Origin of the sequence: Streptomyces musisoli (genome assembly GCF_016741855.1) — a bacterium.
GTDB classification, from domain to species: Bacteria; Actinomycetota; Actinomycetes; order Streptomycetales; family Streptomycetaceae; genus Streptomyces; species Streptomyces musisoli.
The window spans coordinates 13,066-28,450 of record NZ_JAERRH010000014.1 but is presented as its reverse complement, the minus strand read 5'-3'; the positions used below and the strand labels follow the sequence as shown (position 1 = coordinate 28,450).

General features: G+C 69.3%; 13 protein-coding genes. 11 read left to right on the top strand and 2 right to left on the bottom strand.

Going from position 1 to position 15,385, the window contains the following annotated elements; translation table 11 throughout:
- Window positions 1-22: 22 nt before the first annotated feature.
- The 3 genes from JK361_RS29185 (at window position 23) to JK361_RS29175 (ending at window position 2,789) form a co-directional block, all read left to right on the top strand.
- On the top strand, window positions 23-367 hold the full coding sequence (locus tag JK361_RS29185) for a MerR family transcriptional regulator (protein WP_122214167.1): 345 nt from the start codon (window positions 23-25) through the stop codon (window positions 365-367).
- Window positions 368-695: 328 nt separating this feature from the next.
- On the top strand, window positions 696-980 hold the full coding sequence (locus JK361_RS29180; protein WP_201823653.1) for a hypothetical protein: 285 nt from the start codon (window positions 696-698) through the stop codon (window positions 978-980).
- 123 nt (window positions 981-1,103) lie between these two features.
- A complete protein-coding gene (locus JK361_RS29175; RefSeq protein ID WP_201823650.1) occupies window positions 1,104-2,789 on the top strand; it encodes a ribonuclease J in 1,686 nt (561 codons plus the stop codon).
- Window positions 2,790-3,302: 513 nt separating this feature from the next.
- Here the strand turns inward: JK361_RS29175 and JK361_RS29170 are convergent.
- Both JK361_RS29170 and JK361_RS29165 read right to left on the bottom strand, forming a co-directional pair.
- Complete coding sequence (locus tag JK361_RS29170) at window positions 3,303-4,313, bottom strand: diiron oxygenase (RefSeq protein ID WP_201823646.1); 1,011 nt, start codon at window positions 4,311-4,313, stop codon at window positions 3,303-3,305.
- A gap of 8 nt (window positions 4,314-4,321) precedes the next feature.
- Window positions 4,322-5,584: an MFS transporter gene (locus JK361_RS29165; RefSeq protein ID WP_236053756.1), complete on the bottom strand. Its 1,263-nt coding sequence runs from the start codon at window positions 5,582-5,584 to the stop codon at window positions 4,322-4,324.
- Between the two features lie 672 nt (window positions 5,585-6,256).
- Here JK361_RS29165 and asnB point away from each other — a divergent pair.
- The 8 genes from asnB to JK361_RS29125 all read left to right on the top strand — a co-directional run bounded on the left by asnB (window position 6,257) and on the right by JK361_RS29125 (window position 15,326).
- Window positions 6,257-8,476 (top strand): asparagine synthase (glutamine-hydrolyzing), encoded by a 2,220-nt coding sequence (asnB, locus tag JK361_RS29160; protein WP_262418470.1) that lies wholly within the window; start codon window positions 6,257-6,259, stop codon window positions 8,474-8,476.
- Window positions 8,469-9,239, top strand: a complete 771-nt coding sequence (locus JK361_RS29155) for a hypothetical protein (protein ID WP_201823637.1) — start codon at window positions 8,469-8,471, stop codon at window positions 9,237-9,239. Before asnB ends, JK361_RS29155 begins: the two co-directional genes overlap by 8 nt.
- Entirely contained in the window at window positions 9,239-9,520 is a 282-nt protein-coding gene (locus JK361_RS29150) for a PqqD family protein (protein WP_201823634.1), read from the top strand. The genes JK361_RS29155 and JK361_RS29150 overlap by 1 nt, the downstream gene beginning before the upstream one ends.
- Window positions 9,417-9,653: a mersacidin/lichenicidin family type 2 lantibiotic gene (locus JK361_RS42675; protein WP_372448749.1), complete on the top strand. Its 237-nt coding sequence runs from the start codon at window positions 9,417-9,419 to the stop codon at window positions 9,651-9,653. The genes JK361_RS29150 and JK361_RS42675 overlap by 104 nt, the downstream gene beginning before the upstream one ends.
- 25 nt (window positions 9,654-9,678) lie before the next feature.
- Window positions 9,679-12,795, top strand: coding sequence for a type 2 lanthipeptide synthetase LanM family protein (locus JK361_RS29140; RefSeq protein WP_201823628.1), 3,117 nt, complete (start codon window positions 9,679-9,681; stop codon window positions 12,793-12,795).
- 52 nt (window positions 12,796-12,847) lie between these two features.
- Complete coding sequence (gene nadC / locus JK361_RS29135) at window positions 12,848-13,687, top strand: carboxylating nicotinate-nucleotide diphosphorylase (protein ID WP_201823625.1); 840 nt, start codon at window positions 12,848-12,850, stop codon at window positions 13,685-13,687.
- A gap of 119 nt (window positions 13,688-13,806) precedes the next feature.
- A complete protein-coding gene (locus JK361_RS29130; protein WP_201823623.1) occupies window positions 13,807-14,640 on the top strand; it encodes a hypothetical protein in 834 nt (277 codons plus the stop codon).
- Complete coding sequence (locus JK361_RS29125) at window positions 14,637-15,326, top strand: dTMP kinase (RefSeq protein ID WP_201823621.1); 690 nt, start codon at window positions 14,637-14,639, stop codon at window positions 15,324-15,326. Before JK361_RS29130 ends, JK361_RS29125 begins: the two co-directional genes overlap by 4 nt.
- Window positions 15,327-15,385: the final 59 nt, after the last annotated feature.

The window sequence follows — 15,385 nt, the reverse complement described above, 5'->3', positions numbered from 1 at the left end:
CGTCCCCCGGAAGAAGAGGTCTATGCCCCCTGGCAGTTCCCGCGCCGTCACCCCTCTCGATGACGACGACTACCCCGCCTACACCATGGGCCGGGCCGCCGACATGCTCGGCACCACCCCCGCCTTCCTGCGCGCCCTCGGCGAACACCGCCTGATCACACCTTTGCGCTCCGAAGGCGGCCACCGCCGCTACTCCCGCTACCAGCTGCGTATCGCTGCCCGTGCCCGCGAACTCGTCGACCAGGGCACCCCCATCGAAGCTGCCTGCCGCATCATCGTCCTCGAAGACCAACTCGAAGAAGCGCAGCGCATCAACGAGCAAATGCGCGCACAAGGCCCCGAGCCGCAGTCGAAGACCTCAGCCTGACCGGGCGCCGGCGCGAAGACACGGACGACGCTCCCTGCCCGCCACCGACTGACGCCGCCATCGGACCCTGAAACGAGCGCCCCTGACTCCCGCAGGGCAAGGACCCCGGCGATCACCACGCTGGGGTCCTTCTCCGTCCAAGACGGTTCCACCAGTCCCGGGCCGGAGCCCGGCCGGCGCGCCGGTTGCCCATCGGCGGCCTGTCAGGCCCAGCGAGGCACACGCCTGCCGTGTCGACGTCCGTGCCGTCCCGCGCCTGGCACGGTGGTTCTCATGCAGCCGCTGCCGGCTCCCTGCCCCGCCGACCTCATGCCCGACTGCGACGGGCATGGCGGCCTTCGAAGAGGCGTACCGGCAGGCCGAGGAGCAGGACGCCGTCTTCGTCGCCATCGAGTCTCTGGTCGAGCACTGGACGGTGAAGGCCGACATGATCACCGCCCCGCAGCACGCCGTCGCCGACTCGGTTTACGACGCCATCCGCGCCGCGGTCATCCAGATGATCCGCGCCGGCGAGATCCGCTCGGACTCCTCCGCGGGGCCGGTCTACTTCGTACTGGACTCCAAAATCATCTCGTGGCGGCTTTTGAGCTCACCTTGGCTGGACCCCGCCTGACCCCTCCCTTCCCTGTCCGGCCGCCGGCGTCATCAGATCGTCCCCGGACACCGTTGTGGTGCCCCGACCCTGTCGGGAGGAGGTTATGGATCACCTGTCCCGCTCTCCGGGTACCGTCAGGGTATGAGTCATCCGCACCCCGAGCTGAAAGCCGCCCCGCCCCTTCCCGAAGGAGGGCTGCGGGTCATCGCCCTGGGCGGCCTGGGTGAGATCGGCCGCAACATGACCGTCTTCGAGCACGCGGGCAAGCTGCTCATCGTCGACTGCGGCGTGCTGTTCCCCGAGGAGACCCAGCCCGGCGTGGACGTGATCCTGCCGGACTTCACCTCGATCCGGGACCGGCTGGACGACATCGTGGCCGTAATCCTGACCCACGGCCACGAGGACCACATCGGCGGCGTACCGTACCTGCTGCGCGAGCGGTCCGACATCCCGGTCGTCGGCTCCAAGCTGACGCTGGCGTTCCTGGAGGCCAAGCTCAAGGAACACGGTATCCGGCCGCGCACGGTGCGGGTGCGGGAGGGCGACCGGCGCGGTTTGGGGCCCTTCGACTGCGAGTTCGTGGCGGTCAACCACTCCATCCCCGACAGTCTCGCGGTCGCGATCCGCACCCGGGCCGGGATGGTGCTGCACACCGGTGACTTCAAGATGGACCAGTTCCCTCTCGACGACCGCATCACCGATCTGCGCGCCTTCGCCCGCCTCGGCGAGGAGGGCGTGGACCTGTTCCTCACCGACTCCACCAACGCCGAAGTACCCGGCTTCACCACCTCCGAGCGTGAGCTGAACCCGGCGATCGAGCAGGTGATGCGCACCGCGCCGCGCCGGGTCATCGTCTCCAGCTTCGCCAGCCACGTGCACCGCATCCAGCAGGTCCTGGACGCCGCCCACCAACACGGCCGCAAGGTCGCCTTCGTCGGCCGGTCGATGGTACGCAACATGGGCATCGCCCGTGACCTGGGCTATCTGAAGGTCCCCTCCGGTCTGGTCGTGAGCACGAAGGAGCTGGAGAAGCTCCCGGACCACAAGATCACGCTGGTGTGCACCGGCTCCCAGGGCGAACCGATGGCCGCGCTGTCACGGATGGCCAACCGCGACCACATGATCCGCATCGGCAAGGACGACACCGTCCTGCTCGCCAGCTCCCTCATCCCCGGCAACGAGAACGCCATCTACCGGGTGATCAACGGACTCACCCGGTGGGGCGCCCACGTGGTCCACAAGGGCAACGCCAAGGTGCACGTCTCCGGGCACGCCAGCGCCGGCGAACTCGTCTACTGCTACAACATCGTCAAACCCCGCAACGTCATGCCCGTGCACGGCGAATGGCGCCACCTGCGGGCCAACGCCGACCTCGCCATCCGTACCGGTGTCGACCCCGACCGGGTCGTCATCGCCGAGGACGGCGTCGTCGTCGACCTGGTCGACGGACGCGCATCCATCACCGGCAAGGTCCCCGCCGGCAACGTCTACGTGGACGGTATGGAAGTCGGCGGCGCCACCGAAGCGTCCCTCAAGGACCGCCTCACCCTCGCCGCCGAAGGCGTGGTCACGGTGGTGGCGATCGTCGACGCGGACACCGGCGCCCTCGCCGAGGCCCCCGACTTCCTGGCCCGGGGCTTCGTCCACGACGACGCCACGTTCGAGTCCGTCGTCCCCGTCATCGAGAAGTCCCTGGCCACCGCGGCCGAGGAAGGTGTCGGGGACGCGCGCCAGCTCGAACAACTCCTCGCCCGTGCCGTCGCGAACTGGGCGTTCCGCACCCACCGCCGAAAGCCCCTCATCATCCCCGTCATCATCGACGCCTGAGCCGCACCCGGGCAGGCGTCCGGGGGCGGACGCCGATGTGCACGAGGTGAAACCCGGCGACGAGTCGGTCCTGATGTCCAGCCTCATCACCGGCCCACCGGGTCGGCCCGTACGAATCGCGCCCGGGTTTCGCCCGGACGCGTCCGGGGCGGCCCTGTGCCGAGCGCTGCGCCTCCAGCAGCTGACCTGCCGCCCGAGCAGCAACATGACGGCCACGGGGATCAGAGACGCGGACAGCCCGGTGTACCGGCCGAAGGAGGAGAGAAAGTCGGTCAGACATGACGCTCATTTGACGCTCCGGCCGCCTCGCAGCCCGTGCCCAAGGCAGGAAAACCCCTTGTGACCTGCAGATTCTCCCGTCCACACACCTTGTGACGTGTTTCCGATGACGCCTCATGTGGAGTGCGTCGCGATCCTCGAACCGGTCGCGAAGGGCTCCTGACCCGCGGTTTCGTGCGTGTGCATTATGTGCGGGGTGGGCAGGCGTCACGGGCGGCGAGGCCGGGAGGTGCTTCAGTCCGCCGCCAGAAGCCCCGCGGAGGCGAAGGCCTCGTACGTGGACGGCGAGTCCAGTGCTCCGACTTCCGTGAAGTAGCGCGTGGTCGCCCGGGCGGCCCGGCCGATGACGGCCCTGGTCACGTCGGCCGGATGAGTCTCGGCGAGGATCTCCTCGGCTTCCTCCGCACTGAATCCGGCGTCCCCGAGGGTGAGGGCGATGGCCAGGTAGTCCGGTTCCAGGAACGCGGTGATGAGCTCCGGAACCAGCGCACCCACCCGCCTGCGCGCCCGTGCGTCGAGTGCGTGCCAGAAGAATTCGAGGAGGCTGCGGAAGTAGGCGTGGTGCTTCCCCTCGTCCTCGGCGTGGTCCTGGACCAGCTCCCTGACCGCTTTCGGCAGCCGCTTGTCCCGGGGGAGTTCGGAGAGGATGGAGGAGATCAGGGTCTCGCTCACGATGGAGAAGGCGAGGTTTGCCGCTCCTCGCAGATCGTGGTCCATCTCCGCGCGGATGCGGTCCAGCCGGTCCATGAACGCCGGGCGGTCCGGCAGGCAGGCGTCGAAGCCGGTCCGCCCCTCCACCTGGCGGGACAGGTCGTCGGAGAACTGGGCGTGCCAGGCCTCATCCGTCGTGATCTTGAAGGCGTCTTCCCGCATGGCGGCCGGCAGGTCGAGTCCGCTCCGGCCCCGGCTGATGTCCATGGTCACCGGCATCACGGCGACTTGTTCCAGCTCGGTGGTGAAGTACAGGTACTGGTGCAGCCGTTGGGTGAGTATTCGCTCCGTCACCCCGTCCGGACGGGACCGTACGAGCGGATGCGCGACGACCGGCATCAGCTCGGGCGGGAAGTAGAGCCGGCCGGGCTCGGAGGGCGTCAGCAGGCGCGGCGGCTTCACGCGCACGCTGGCGCGCGCGTCCCAGAGCGTGAACCTGCTGTGGTACTGGGCCGCCGCCGGCGATTCGGCGTCGGTCAGCAGGGTGAGGGCCTGCCGCAGGTGCGCGCGGTGCGTGGTCTTCTCCATCTCCATGGCCGGGCCTATACGCCGGCGCTGATCGGATCGGCCTCTTCGGCGACGGCCGGGCCGTGGGTCTGCCCCAGGCGCCGCACCTCGGGGATGGCCAGCACTCCCAGACTGGACACGGCCATCAGTGCGGCGGCGCCGTAGAGCGCCGCCTTGGCCCCGACGGCCATGGCCAACGGGCCGGCCAGCGCCATGCCCAGGGGGATGAGCGCGCTGGACAGCAGCCATTCGTAGGCGGAGACGCGGGACATCCGGTCGGCGGGGATCTGCTGCTGCACCGCGGTGTCCCACAGCGTCCCCATCAGGCCGAGGGCGAAGGCCATGACGCCCGCTCCCACGGCGATGAGCGCGGTGTGCGCCCCGAGCGCGATGAGGGCGAGCGGTATGGCGCCGAGCGAAAGGCAGATGTTGATCACTACCAGGGGCCGGGACGTGCGGACTCGCAGGGAGACCAGCGCGCCGGTGAGTGCCCCGACCGTCGCACCCTGGGCGATGACGCCCCAGGCCACCTCGCCGCCGATGCCGCTGATGACCGTCGCCGCTCCGACGGTGAAGTAGACGGTCCGTGACAGGTTCCAGCAGCCGTGGGCAAGGAAGTTGCTCCACAGCCAGGTCCGTTCACGGATCTCGCCCCACCCCTCACGGAGCTCCTTGAGGAAGCCCTCGCGCGGCGTCGCCGCGTGCTCGACGCGCAGTCTGCTGAGCATCATGACGTTGACCGCGAAGGTCGCGCCGTCGATGACCATGGCCCAGCCGGGTCCGATGGTGAGAGCGATGGTGGTGGCCGCCGCAGGCCCCAGCATCATCGCCGAGCGCCTGGAGACGGCCATGACCGCGTTCGCCCGCTGCAGGAGTTCAGGGGCGACCGTCGCCGGGACGAGGCCGCTGGAGGCGGGCAGGAAGAAGCCCGTGGCCGCTCCCACGCAGCTGGACGCGAGTATCAGTTCGGGGAGACCGGCGTGGCCGCCGACTATCCGGAGCCCGATGAAGGTGTGCGCGACACAGCGGATCGAGTCCGCCGCCATCATCACCTTCTGCCGGGGCAGCCGGTCGGCCCAAACGCCGCCCACGAGGAGGGAAAGAGATTCTCCGACCGCGGCGCCGGCCAGGACCAGGCCCAGGTCGGTGGCCGATCCGATTTCCTGCACCAACGCTAGGGTGAGTGCGACAGGAAAAATGGCACTGCCGGCATAGGAAAGGGTTTGCCCGAACCAGAGAACCCGGAACCTGCTGTCGCTCAATGGCCCGCTTGAAGCCCGTGACTTACGCAGATTCATGCTTGGGACTGTATCACCACACCTCCACGGCGAGGCGAATGGATTTCGCCTCGACAGGGCAGCCGGAGGCCGCGACACAGCGACCCGCACCGTTGAATTTACGGTATGTCCGATTCCGCCGAATGGTCCCTCTGTAAGCTTCCCCGCACCACCCGGCCGGGCCAATAGGGGACCGTCGGTAACGGGTGGCGGAATTAAGCGGAATTAAATAATCCGCCCACGCGAGACCCTCTGCCAAGGGGCCACCAGGCCCGCAACAAAAGGGGGTTGACGAATGATCTACCGGGACGTAACAATGCTGTCGCCGGTCAAAACCCGTCTGGGACGTGGATAGATCTGGTTTGGGGGCACGTCGGCACAGGGCCGGCGAAGGCGACCGTCTCGGTTTCCGAACGGAGCGACCAAGGGGGGCGCATTCCCGTTGGATAATTCACTTCCTTTGCGCTGCTCTGCGGCGACCGCTTAGGTCTGTCTCCCTCTATTCCATTCAAGGATGGAGGTGAATACACATGAAGAAGTACATCAAGCCGTCGACCAAGAAGGTCGACTTCGGTACGGTCATCGTGACCACCCGCTAAATAGCTCGCCGAGTACGCGTCACGCCCGGTCGGGCGTGACGCGTGCCCGCTTTATCTCTGAGTTCCTACTCGGGTCGCGACGAAGGTGAATGACATGTGTGGAATCGCTGGTGTTGCCCGGATCGACGGTGGCATGTTGACACCTGCCGCCGACGAACTGCTGCGTGACCTGGCGTGCACGCTTGCCCACCGCGGCCCGGACGACGAGCGGCTGCTGCGTGAGGACCAGGTGGGCCTCGCCTTCACGCGGCTGTCCCTGGTGGACCCCGTGGGCGGCGGTCAACCGCTGGTCAGTGAGGACGGCTCCGTCGTCCTGATCGCCAACGGCGAGGTCTACAACCACCGCGAGCTGGCCGCGTCCTTGCCCCCGGGCGCCCGCTTCAAGACCCAGTCGGACTGCGAGGTGCTGCTGCACCTCTACCAGCGCGACGGCCTGAACTTCCTCGACCGGGTGAACGGCATGTTCGCCGTGGTCCTCTGGGACCGGAAGCAGAACAAACTCCTCTTCTGCCGGGACCGGTTCGGCATCAAGCCGCTCTTCTACCACCGCAACCGGGAGCGGATCGTCTTCGCCTCCGAGATCAAGGCGCTCTTCACCGACCCCGCCACACCGAGGCGGCTGGACTGGAGCGGCGCGCTCGCCGACTACGGCATGAGCTCGACGCCCGCTTTCGTCCACGATCCGGTCAACACCTGGTTCGAGGGCATCGAACTGGCCCCGGCGGCCACGGTGATGGAGATCGACCTCAAGGACGGCGCCACCCGCGAGCACCGCTACTGGTCGCTGCCCGGCGCGGCCGCGGACTCCGACGCCTCGGACGAGGAGTACATCGAGCGCTACCGGGATCTCCTCGCCGGGTCCGTGCAGGACTGCGCCATGGCCGACGCCGAGCTCGGACTGTTCCTCAGCGGCGGAATCGACTCCTCCGCGGTGGCCGCGCTGGCTGGCCAGAGCGGACTGCGGACCTTCAGCGTGCTCACGGGAGCGACCGTCCTCAACGGCGACGCCGAGTGGAGCCACCGCGCGGCCCGGATGCTCGGCGTGCCGAACGAGCAAATCCTCTTCGACGCCGACCGGGTACCGGGGATCGAGGAGTGGAAGAACCTGCTCTGGCTCACCGAGACGCCGCTGTGCAGCCCGGAGCAGTTCTACAAGTACGAACTGCACCGCCACGCGCGCCTGCGGTACCCCGAGATCAAGGGCATGCTGCTGGGCGCCGCCTCCGACGAGTTCAATGGGGGTTATACCCTCAACTACACCGGCGAAGGAGGCGACTGGAGCGACTTCATCGCCAACATCGGCGCCCTGGCCCGCCGGAAATCCCTGGACAGCAGGCCGCAGTTGGCGAGCTGGTGGCAGATGTCCGACGTGCCGCTGCTCACGGACGAGGCCGCGCACGCCGGTCTGGGCGGCGACGCCGCCGATCCCTACGACGCGTTCATCGCCTGGAAGTACCGCAGCCTCCAGCAGTACAACGTCTGGCACGAGGACCGTACGGCCGCCGGCAACAGCGTCGAGGCCCGGGTGCCCTTCCTCGACCACCGTCTGGTCGAGCTCGTCGCGTCGATCCCCGTCACCCGCCGCGCGAACCTGCTCTGGGACAAGCGGATCCTGCGCGAGGCGATGGTCGGCATCCTCCCCGGGGACCTGATCAACCGCCCCAAGGTCCCCTTCTTCCACGGCGAGGGACAGCGCCACACCTACCGCACCTTCACCCGCATGCTGGCGCAGGGCGGCGACGCGCTCCTCGAAGAGGCGTTCTCCTCCGAGCGGGCCCGCCAGTTCATCCACCAGGACGGCGTCCGCGAGAGCCTGCGGCGCCTGGAGCGCGATCCCGAGAACGGCAGCGTCGAGCACCTGCTGCGGCTGGTCAACCTCGGCCTGCTGGAACGCATGACCGCGGACCTTCCCGTCCCCCCGGCAGCCGCGTTCAGGGCCGCCCCCGAACCCGTGACCTTCGGGTACTCCGACTGGGACGAGAGCGAGGCGCAGATCCGCGACCTCACCATGCCGCGGCCCCCGGTGGACCCGGCGGCCGTGTACGCGCTGCGGGCCGACACCCTGCTCGCCTGCGTGCCGGCCCAGCCCGGCACCTGGTACCTGCTGGTCGACGGGGCGTGCGAGTTCGTGCTCAGCGAGGACGAGGAACCCGCCCTGACCGCGCTGCTGCGCTCGCTGGACGGAGAGACCTCGCTGGAGAAGGTACTGGCGGCCGAGGGCCACACGCTCGCCGAGCTGAAGCCGCTGCTGGAGGAAGTGATCGACCTCGGACTCGTCGTCGAGGCCGCCCCGAAGGGAGCCGACCGTGTCTGAGGACCGCACGCACCAGCTGGAGGAACTGCGCGCGCTGGACCTGCTGCCCGAGTCCTGGGTCTGTGTCTTCGAGGCGGGTTCACTGGTCCGGGGCTGGGGCAACGCCTCCAGTGACGTGGATCTCTACGTGATCTCCGAGGAGCCGTGGACGGGTGAGGGCGTCTCGCACCATCCCGTACCGCTCGTACCCGCCGTCGTGCTGGGGGAGGAAGCCTTCGTCGGCGCGATGCGCTGGGACATCCGGTACTGGACGCGCGGCCAGGTGGAGCAGGTCCTCGCCAAGGTCACCTGGCAGGCCTTCGAGCAGGGCGCCGAGGAACTCACGCTGCGCGAGGTCCAGTTGCTGGACCGCCTCACCTTCGGCGCGGCGGCGGGCGGACAGGAGCTGCTGTCGCACTGGCGCGTCCAGGTGGAGGAATCCGCGTTCCGCTCCATCCTCGCGACACGCATCCTGAACATGGCCGACTCCCGCGTCGAGGACGCGGTGGGCCAGCTGGAGGCCGGAGACGTGGACAGCGCCGTGCTCTCCGCACGGGCCGCGTTCCACTACACGGTCGACGCGCTCCTGGCCTCGGAAGGCGAGTGCGGGCCGGGCGAGAAGTGGCGGGCCCGAAGGCTCCGGGCCGTCGCCCCCGACGTGCTGCCTTACGACAAGTACTGGGCCCTGGAGACGATGCGCTCGCTGGACCCCGCGGATCCCGCGGCCTGGATCAACGAGGTGCTCTCGGTCTGCCGCGGCATCACCATGGAAGTGGACATCTGATGAGCACAGCGAGTCCGGTGACGGCCGAGTCCATCCCGTCTGTCCGCCCCGACATCCGGGTGCGCAAGATCCGCGGCACCTTGGTGGTCGCGGTCCCCGAGCAGGCCTTCGAGCTGGCGGAGACGACGGCGTTCATCTGGAAGCGGATCGACGGGGTGCTCACCGTGGGCGGCATCGGTGAACTCCTCGCCCGGGAATACGGGATCGACGTCGAGACCGCCGTCGAGGACACGATCGAAGTCCTGGCCGAACTGGTCCAGTACGGCGCCGTCCGTGTCTGAACCGACGGCCGCCGAAGTGATCAGAGCCTGGCGGGATCCGCTGTTCCGAGCCGCTCTGGGCGACCTTGCACGAGCCGCACTGCCTCCGCATCCGGCGGGCGACATCGAGGTACCGGGCCTGGACCGGGAATAGCGGGAACAGAACGAGAGGCGAGACGGTGCTGGACGAATTCCTCGACGACGCGCGCTGGTGGGCGGGGCTCACCCCCGCGGAGCGCCGCACGGCCGGGGGTTTTGAACCGGACCCCGAGGAGCTCAAGCGCGGGACGGCACGAGTCCGCCTGTGGCAGGAAGGGCTGCTCGTCCCCGGGCTGCGCGTACAGCCGGACGCACTCGGCGCCCGGTGGGACCTCGCCCCTGGCCAACTCGCCCTGCTGGCCGCGGAGTCCCCGCAGGAGCTGAAGCTGCGGCTCCCCGGCGCGCCGGACTGGGTACCCGTCCTCGTCGATGCCTGGCAGCGGTTCGCCGGCTCGGCCCTCCCCGCGCTCCCCGCCCACTCGGAGGATGTCGACGTACCGCTGGACTGGCTGGGCCCGTTGGCGGCGTGGGCGCGGGAGCAACTGCGCGGCCGCCTCGGCGCGGCGGGCGGACTGCCGGACACCCACCCGCTGTTCGCCCCCGACACCGACACCTTGCGCACCATGGTCCAGCGGACGCTGGTGCTCGAGATCAACGCCGCCCGGCTGGAGGGCCGGCTCCACGGTGCGGACCCCGAAGCCCGGTACGAGGCGTTCGGCGAGAGCCTGCGGGACCCCGAGCGGGCCTTGGACCTCCTGGCCGCACACCCCGTGCTGGCCCGCGGCCTGGTCGGCCACGTACGGCAGTGGGTCGACGTCCGGGCGGAATTCGCCGAGCGCCTGATCGCCGACTTCCCCGAGCTGCGCGAGCGCTTCGCGATATCCGGCGAGGGCCTCAAGGACCTGGCGGACATCACGTTCGGCGCCGGCGACGCCCACCGCGGCGGGCGCACGGTGGCGATCCTGGCCTTCCGCGACGGATCCCGGCTGGTCTACAAGCCGCGGAGCCTGGCGGTGGACACGCACGTGAACCGGCTCCTGTGCTGGATCAACGACCGTGCCCCCCGCCACCCCTTGGGGACCGCCGACCTCCTGGAACGCCCGGACTACGGCTGGAGCGCCTTCGTCACCGCCGCGCCCTGCGCCGACGCGGACGCTCTGGGCAGGTTTGCCTGGCGGCTGGGCGCCCATCTCGCGCTCTTCCACGTCCTGGGCTGCTACGACATGCACCTGGAGAACCTGATCGCGGCGGGCGAGCACCCCGCGTTCATCGACCTGGAAGCGATGTTCCACACCGAGCCCGCGACCCCGGCCGAAGCCGACCCCGACCCCATGGACATGCTGCTGCGCGCCTCGGTCCTCGCCGTGGGGCTGCTCCCGCAGCGCGTGGTGAAGGGCGACGGGACCGGCGTGTACGCCATGGAGATCAGCGCCATGGCGGGCGGCGCCGCCCCCGGCGAGTACGAGATCCGGCCCGACGTCGTCCTGGCCGACAGCGGCACCGACCGGGTGCGGGTCGCACGCGAGCGGCGCCCCGTACCGGAGTCGGGCAACCGCCCCGTCCTGGACGGCCGGCCCGCCGACCCGTCGGCGATGCTCCCCGGGCTGATCGAGGGCTTCGAAGACTGCTACCGGCTGCTGCTCGCCGGACGCGAGGACCTGCTCCGCGAGCTGGAGGCCTTCGCCGACGACGACGTACGCACCGTCCTGCGCAACACCTCCACCTACAGAGCGGTACTGGAGGAGGCTTGGCACCCGGACCTGCTGGGGGACGGTCTCGACCGCGCGTACCTCATGGAGGCGCTGGACCCTGACGCGGAGGGCGACGCGGCGGTCCTGGCGAGCGAACTCGCCCAGTTGGCCCGCGGTGACGTTCCCGTCTTCACCGCCAAGCCCTCCGGCACGGCGCTCTTCGACGACGACGGCGTCATCGTCGCGAAGGGCTTCTTCCGGCAGAGCGGACTGGATACCGCGCGGCGTCGGCTGGCGGCCCTGAGCGAGGAACACCTGCGGGACCAGCTGTGGTTCATACACGCCTCCCTCGCCACCCGCGAGCTCGGCGGACACGCACAGGAGGACGGGCCCGCGCAGGCGGAGGGGCCCGCCCGGGAGGGCGGCGTAGCGGCCGGCCGGCACCTCCGGCAGGACACGGACCCCGGTACGGCGCTCGCCGCCGCTCTCCGCATCGGGGACCAGCTGCTCGCGTCCGTCCGGCACGGCGGGGACGGCGTGGTGGAGTGGGCCAACCTCAACCTGGTCGGCGACCGGTACTGGGTGGTGGGGGCCAGCGGGCTCGGGCTCTACTCGGGCGTGACCGGAATCGCCCTGTTCCTCGCGGAACTCGCCGCCGCCACCGGCGTCAACCGCTACGAGCGGCTGGCGCGCGATGTCGTGGAGGCCCTGGCGGACCCCGACGGCATGCCCGAACCGGAAGACCTCCGCGGAATGCCCGTCGGCGGATACGAGGACCTGTGCGGCGTGCTGCTGCTCCTCGACCGGGTCGGACGGCTGTGGGAGGAACCCGCACTCCTCGACGCGGCCCGCTCCCTGGTGCCCGCCGTACGGCAGAACCTCGAGGATGACGAGACCTTCGACATCGTGGGCGGCGCGGCCGGAACCGCGCTCGCGTTGATCTCCCTCTACGCGGCCCGGCCCGACGAGTCGACGCGCGCCGCCGTGCGCCGGGCGGGCGAGATCCTCCTGGACCACGCTCCGACGCGCGAAGGTGTCCACGGATTCGGGCACGGACAGGCGGGCCGGGCCTACGCGTTGTCCGCGATCGGGGACCTGACAGGTGAGCCCCGCTACGCCGCGGCCGCCTCGCGCGCCCTGGCCGAGAACGACCGCTCGGCGGCCGGTACCGGTACGGGCGTCAACGCCTGGTGCCGGGGTTCCGCCGGTACTCTGCTGGCCACCGCGAGGATGGGCGGGCCGGCCGGCCGGCCGGAGCTCTCCGCCGTACGGGAGGGCCTGCGGGCCGGGGTCGGCAACGACTCGCTGTGCCACGGCACCCTCGGTCTGGCGCACGCCCTGCTCACCGCCGGTGAGAGCTCCGGCGACCAGGCCCTGGTCGAAGAGGCCCGCCAGGCGGTGACCGGAGTGGCACACCGCGTCCTCGCAGGCGACGTACGCACGGGCGTTCCGCACCGCCTCTGGGTGCCGGGCCTGATGAACGGCGCGGCGGGGATCGGCTACGGCCTGCTCCGCATCGCGCTGCCCGACCGTGCGGTGCCCGACGTCCTCCTGCTGGGGACCTGAGACCGAACTCCTCGAAGGCTCCCGCTCCTCCACCGTGAGAAATGGAAAAAACATGCTCGAACTGCCCGTCATCCGTGAGCTCGTCTCCCGCTGCCTGATCGAGGACCTCGGCCGGGGCGACACGACCACGGACGCATGCGTCCCCCCCGAGGCCGAAGGCCGGGCGCTCATGGCGGCCCGGGAGGACCTCGTCTTCTGCGGCGGGGCCCTGGTACGGGAGGTCTTCGCCCAGCTCGACCCGCGCGTCCAGGTCGAGCAGCTGTGCCGGGAGGGTGAACTGCTCACGGCGGGCAAGGCCGCCGTCTCCCTGGCAGGACCCGCCCAGTCGCTTCTGAAGGGCGAGCGCCTGGCCCTCAACTTCGCCCAGCGGATGAGCGGTGTGGCAACCCTGACCCGGTCGTTCGTCGACGCCCTGACCCCCGGCTCCGGCACCCGGATCACCGACACCCGCAAGACCACTCCGGGTCTGCGGGCCGTCGAGCGCTACGCGGTCCGGTGCGGCGGCGGGTACAGCCACCGGTCCGACCTCGGCGCGGCGGTGCTGATCAAGGACAACCACGTAGCGGCTGCCGGAGGCATCACCGCCGCGGTGACCCGTTCCCGGGCGGTCGCCACCCACGCGACCCGCATCACCTGCGAGGTCGACACCCTGGAGCAGCTGCGCGAGGCGATCGAGGTCGGGGTCGACATCGTGATCCTCGACAACTTCACCAACGAACAGATCGCCACCGCCGTGGAGTTCACCAGCGGGCGGGCCGTCATCGAGGTCTCGGGCTCCGTCTCGCGGGAGCGGATCAGGGATATCTCCGCACTCGGCGTCGACATCGTGAGCATCGGTGCGCTGACCCACTCGGCGCGCGCGGTGGACCTCGGTCTCGACTGGACCGCATAACCCCTACGAAACGCTTCATTCCGCCCGAAGAGGAGGTAGCCGTGCCAAAGGCAGTCATTGATGTCAACGTGCGATATTTGGACCAGGACCTCCGGGAGGAATACCTGCAGAGTCCCAGCTTGAGTGATTACCTCTACCAGGAGCCTCCGACCGGACTTCCGCGCCTGATCGAACGCGACTACGTGAAGCCGGAGTTCTTCGACTGGGCGTTCACCAAGCTCGAGGAGGCCGGGTTCGATCCGAAGGAGGTCGACCTCCGGTACGCGTCGATCGATGTGCGGCTGGCTCCGATCCGGGAATCGGGCCGGGTCCTCTCCTTCCCATTCATGATCAACTCGGCCTTCACCTACAACGGCCTGAACATCCACGGTCCTTTCGTCGCGGGGCATCAGGCCGGCATCTCCATGGTGCAGTCGCTCTCCGAGGTCAAGTACGCCAGGTTCAACCTCCCGCCGCACCTCGACGGAGTGTTCACCAGCGACCACCAGACCTCGGTCATCGCGAACAGCATCAACGGGATCAGGACGGCGCCGGGCGTGGACGGGCTGATCGCTGCGCTGCCCGACCGCGGCCGCGACCCCGAGATGTTCCGTAAGTCGAACATCGCCCGGGTGCTGACCGGAGGTCACATCACGGACGCGGCGCACGACCGGGAGCCGGGGACCATCTGGCCCGGAAACCCGCTGCGCAGTGTGCCCTTCAAGATCACGCCCGAGGTGTACGGGGGCAGTCTGCCCCTCTACTCGAACGACTTCACGTACTACTCCTTCTTCCGCCCCGAACTCCACGATGAACTGCTCCAGGACGCGCGGTTCCTGAGACTCATAGACCTGATCCGGCGAATGGGGCCCTCTTTCAAGGCCAACCGGCCCGACTCGTCCGAAGGTCTGCTCTTCAACCCGCAGCGAAACATGCAATTCGTCACGGAACTCATCACCCGGAGCGCCAAGTGATCGACATCCCCGTTCCCCTCGCGACCGGTCCCAAGCCCGAGCGGGGCGTACTCGTCAGCTTCTCCGGCGTCGACGGGTCCGGGAAGACCACGAGCATCAGGCGCCTCAAGGGGACCCTGCGCAGGAACGGCTACCGGGTCCGCGTCTTCAAGCTGCCCAGCAACGAGTGCAAGAAGCTCCGCCTCTTCACGGAGTACAAGAAGGATCCGCTGACGGCGGAGCCCGAGGGCCGGGTCGACATCTTCTCCATGTTCCTGGCGGTGACCGGGGACCGGCTCAACACCATCAGGACCAAGATCCTGCCGCTGCTCGACGCGGGGTACGCGGTCATCGTCGACCGTTATCTGTACTCGGCGCTGTGCGAGGCCGTCATCTCCTCCAGCGGGCTCACACCCACGCAGTGGCGGGTCGTCTCGGACATCATCTCCGAGTTCCCCACGCCGCATGTGGCGTTCTTCACCCGGGTGAGCTTCATCGAGGCCCGCAAGCGGATCAACTCGCGCGAGGCGGAGCGCGACGACTTCGTCGACCCCCTGCTCTTCAACGCGCGGATCGACGCCTTCGAGATCGTCCGCAGCAAATTCGACGGCGTGCTCGTGGACACCGCCCTCGACGAGCACTCCTGCTTCAAGATCGTCTCGCGCGAAGTCGGCCGGCACGTGAAGAACCAGCCGGCGCGGGCCTGACCGCACACCGCCCGGCGGGCCCCGCCGGCCGACGACTCCGCGGTCGCCGTACACCTGCT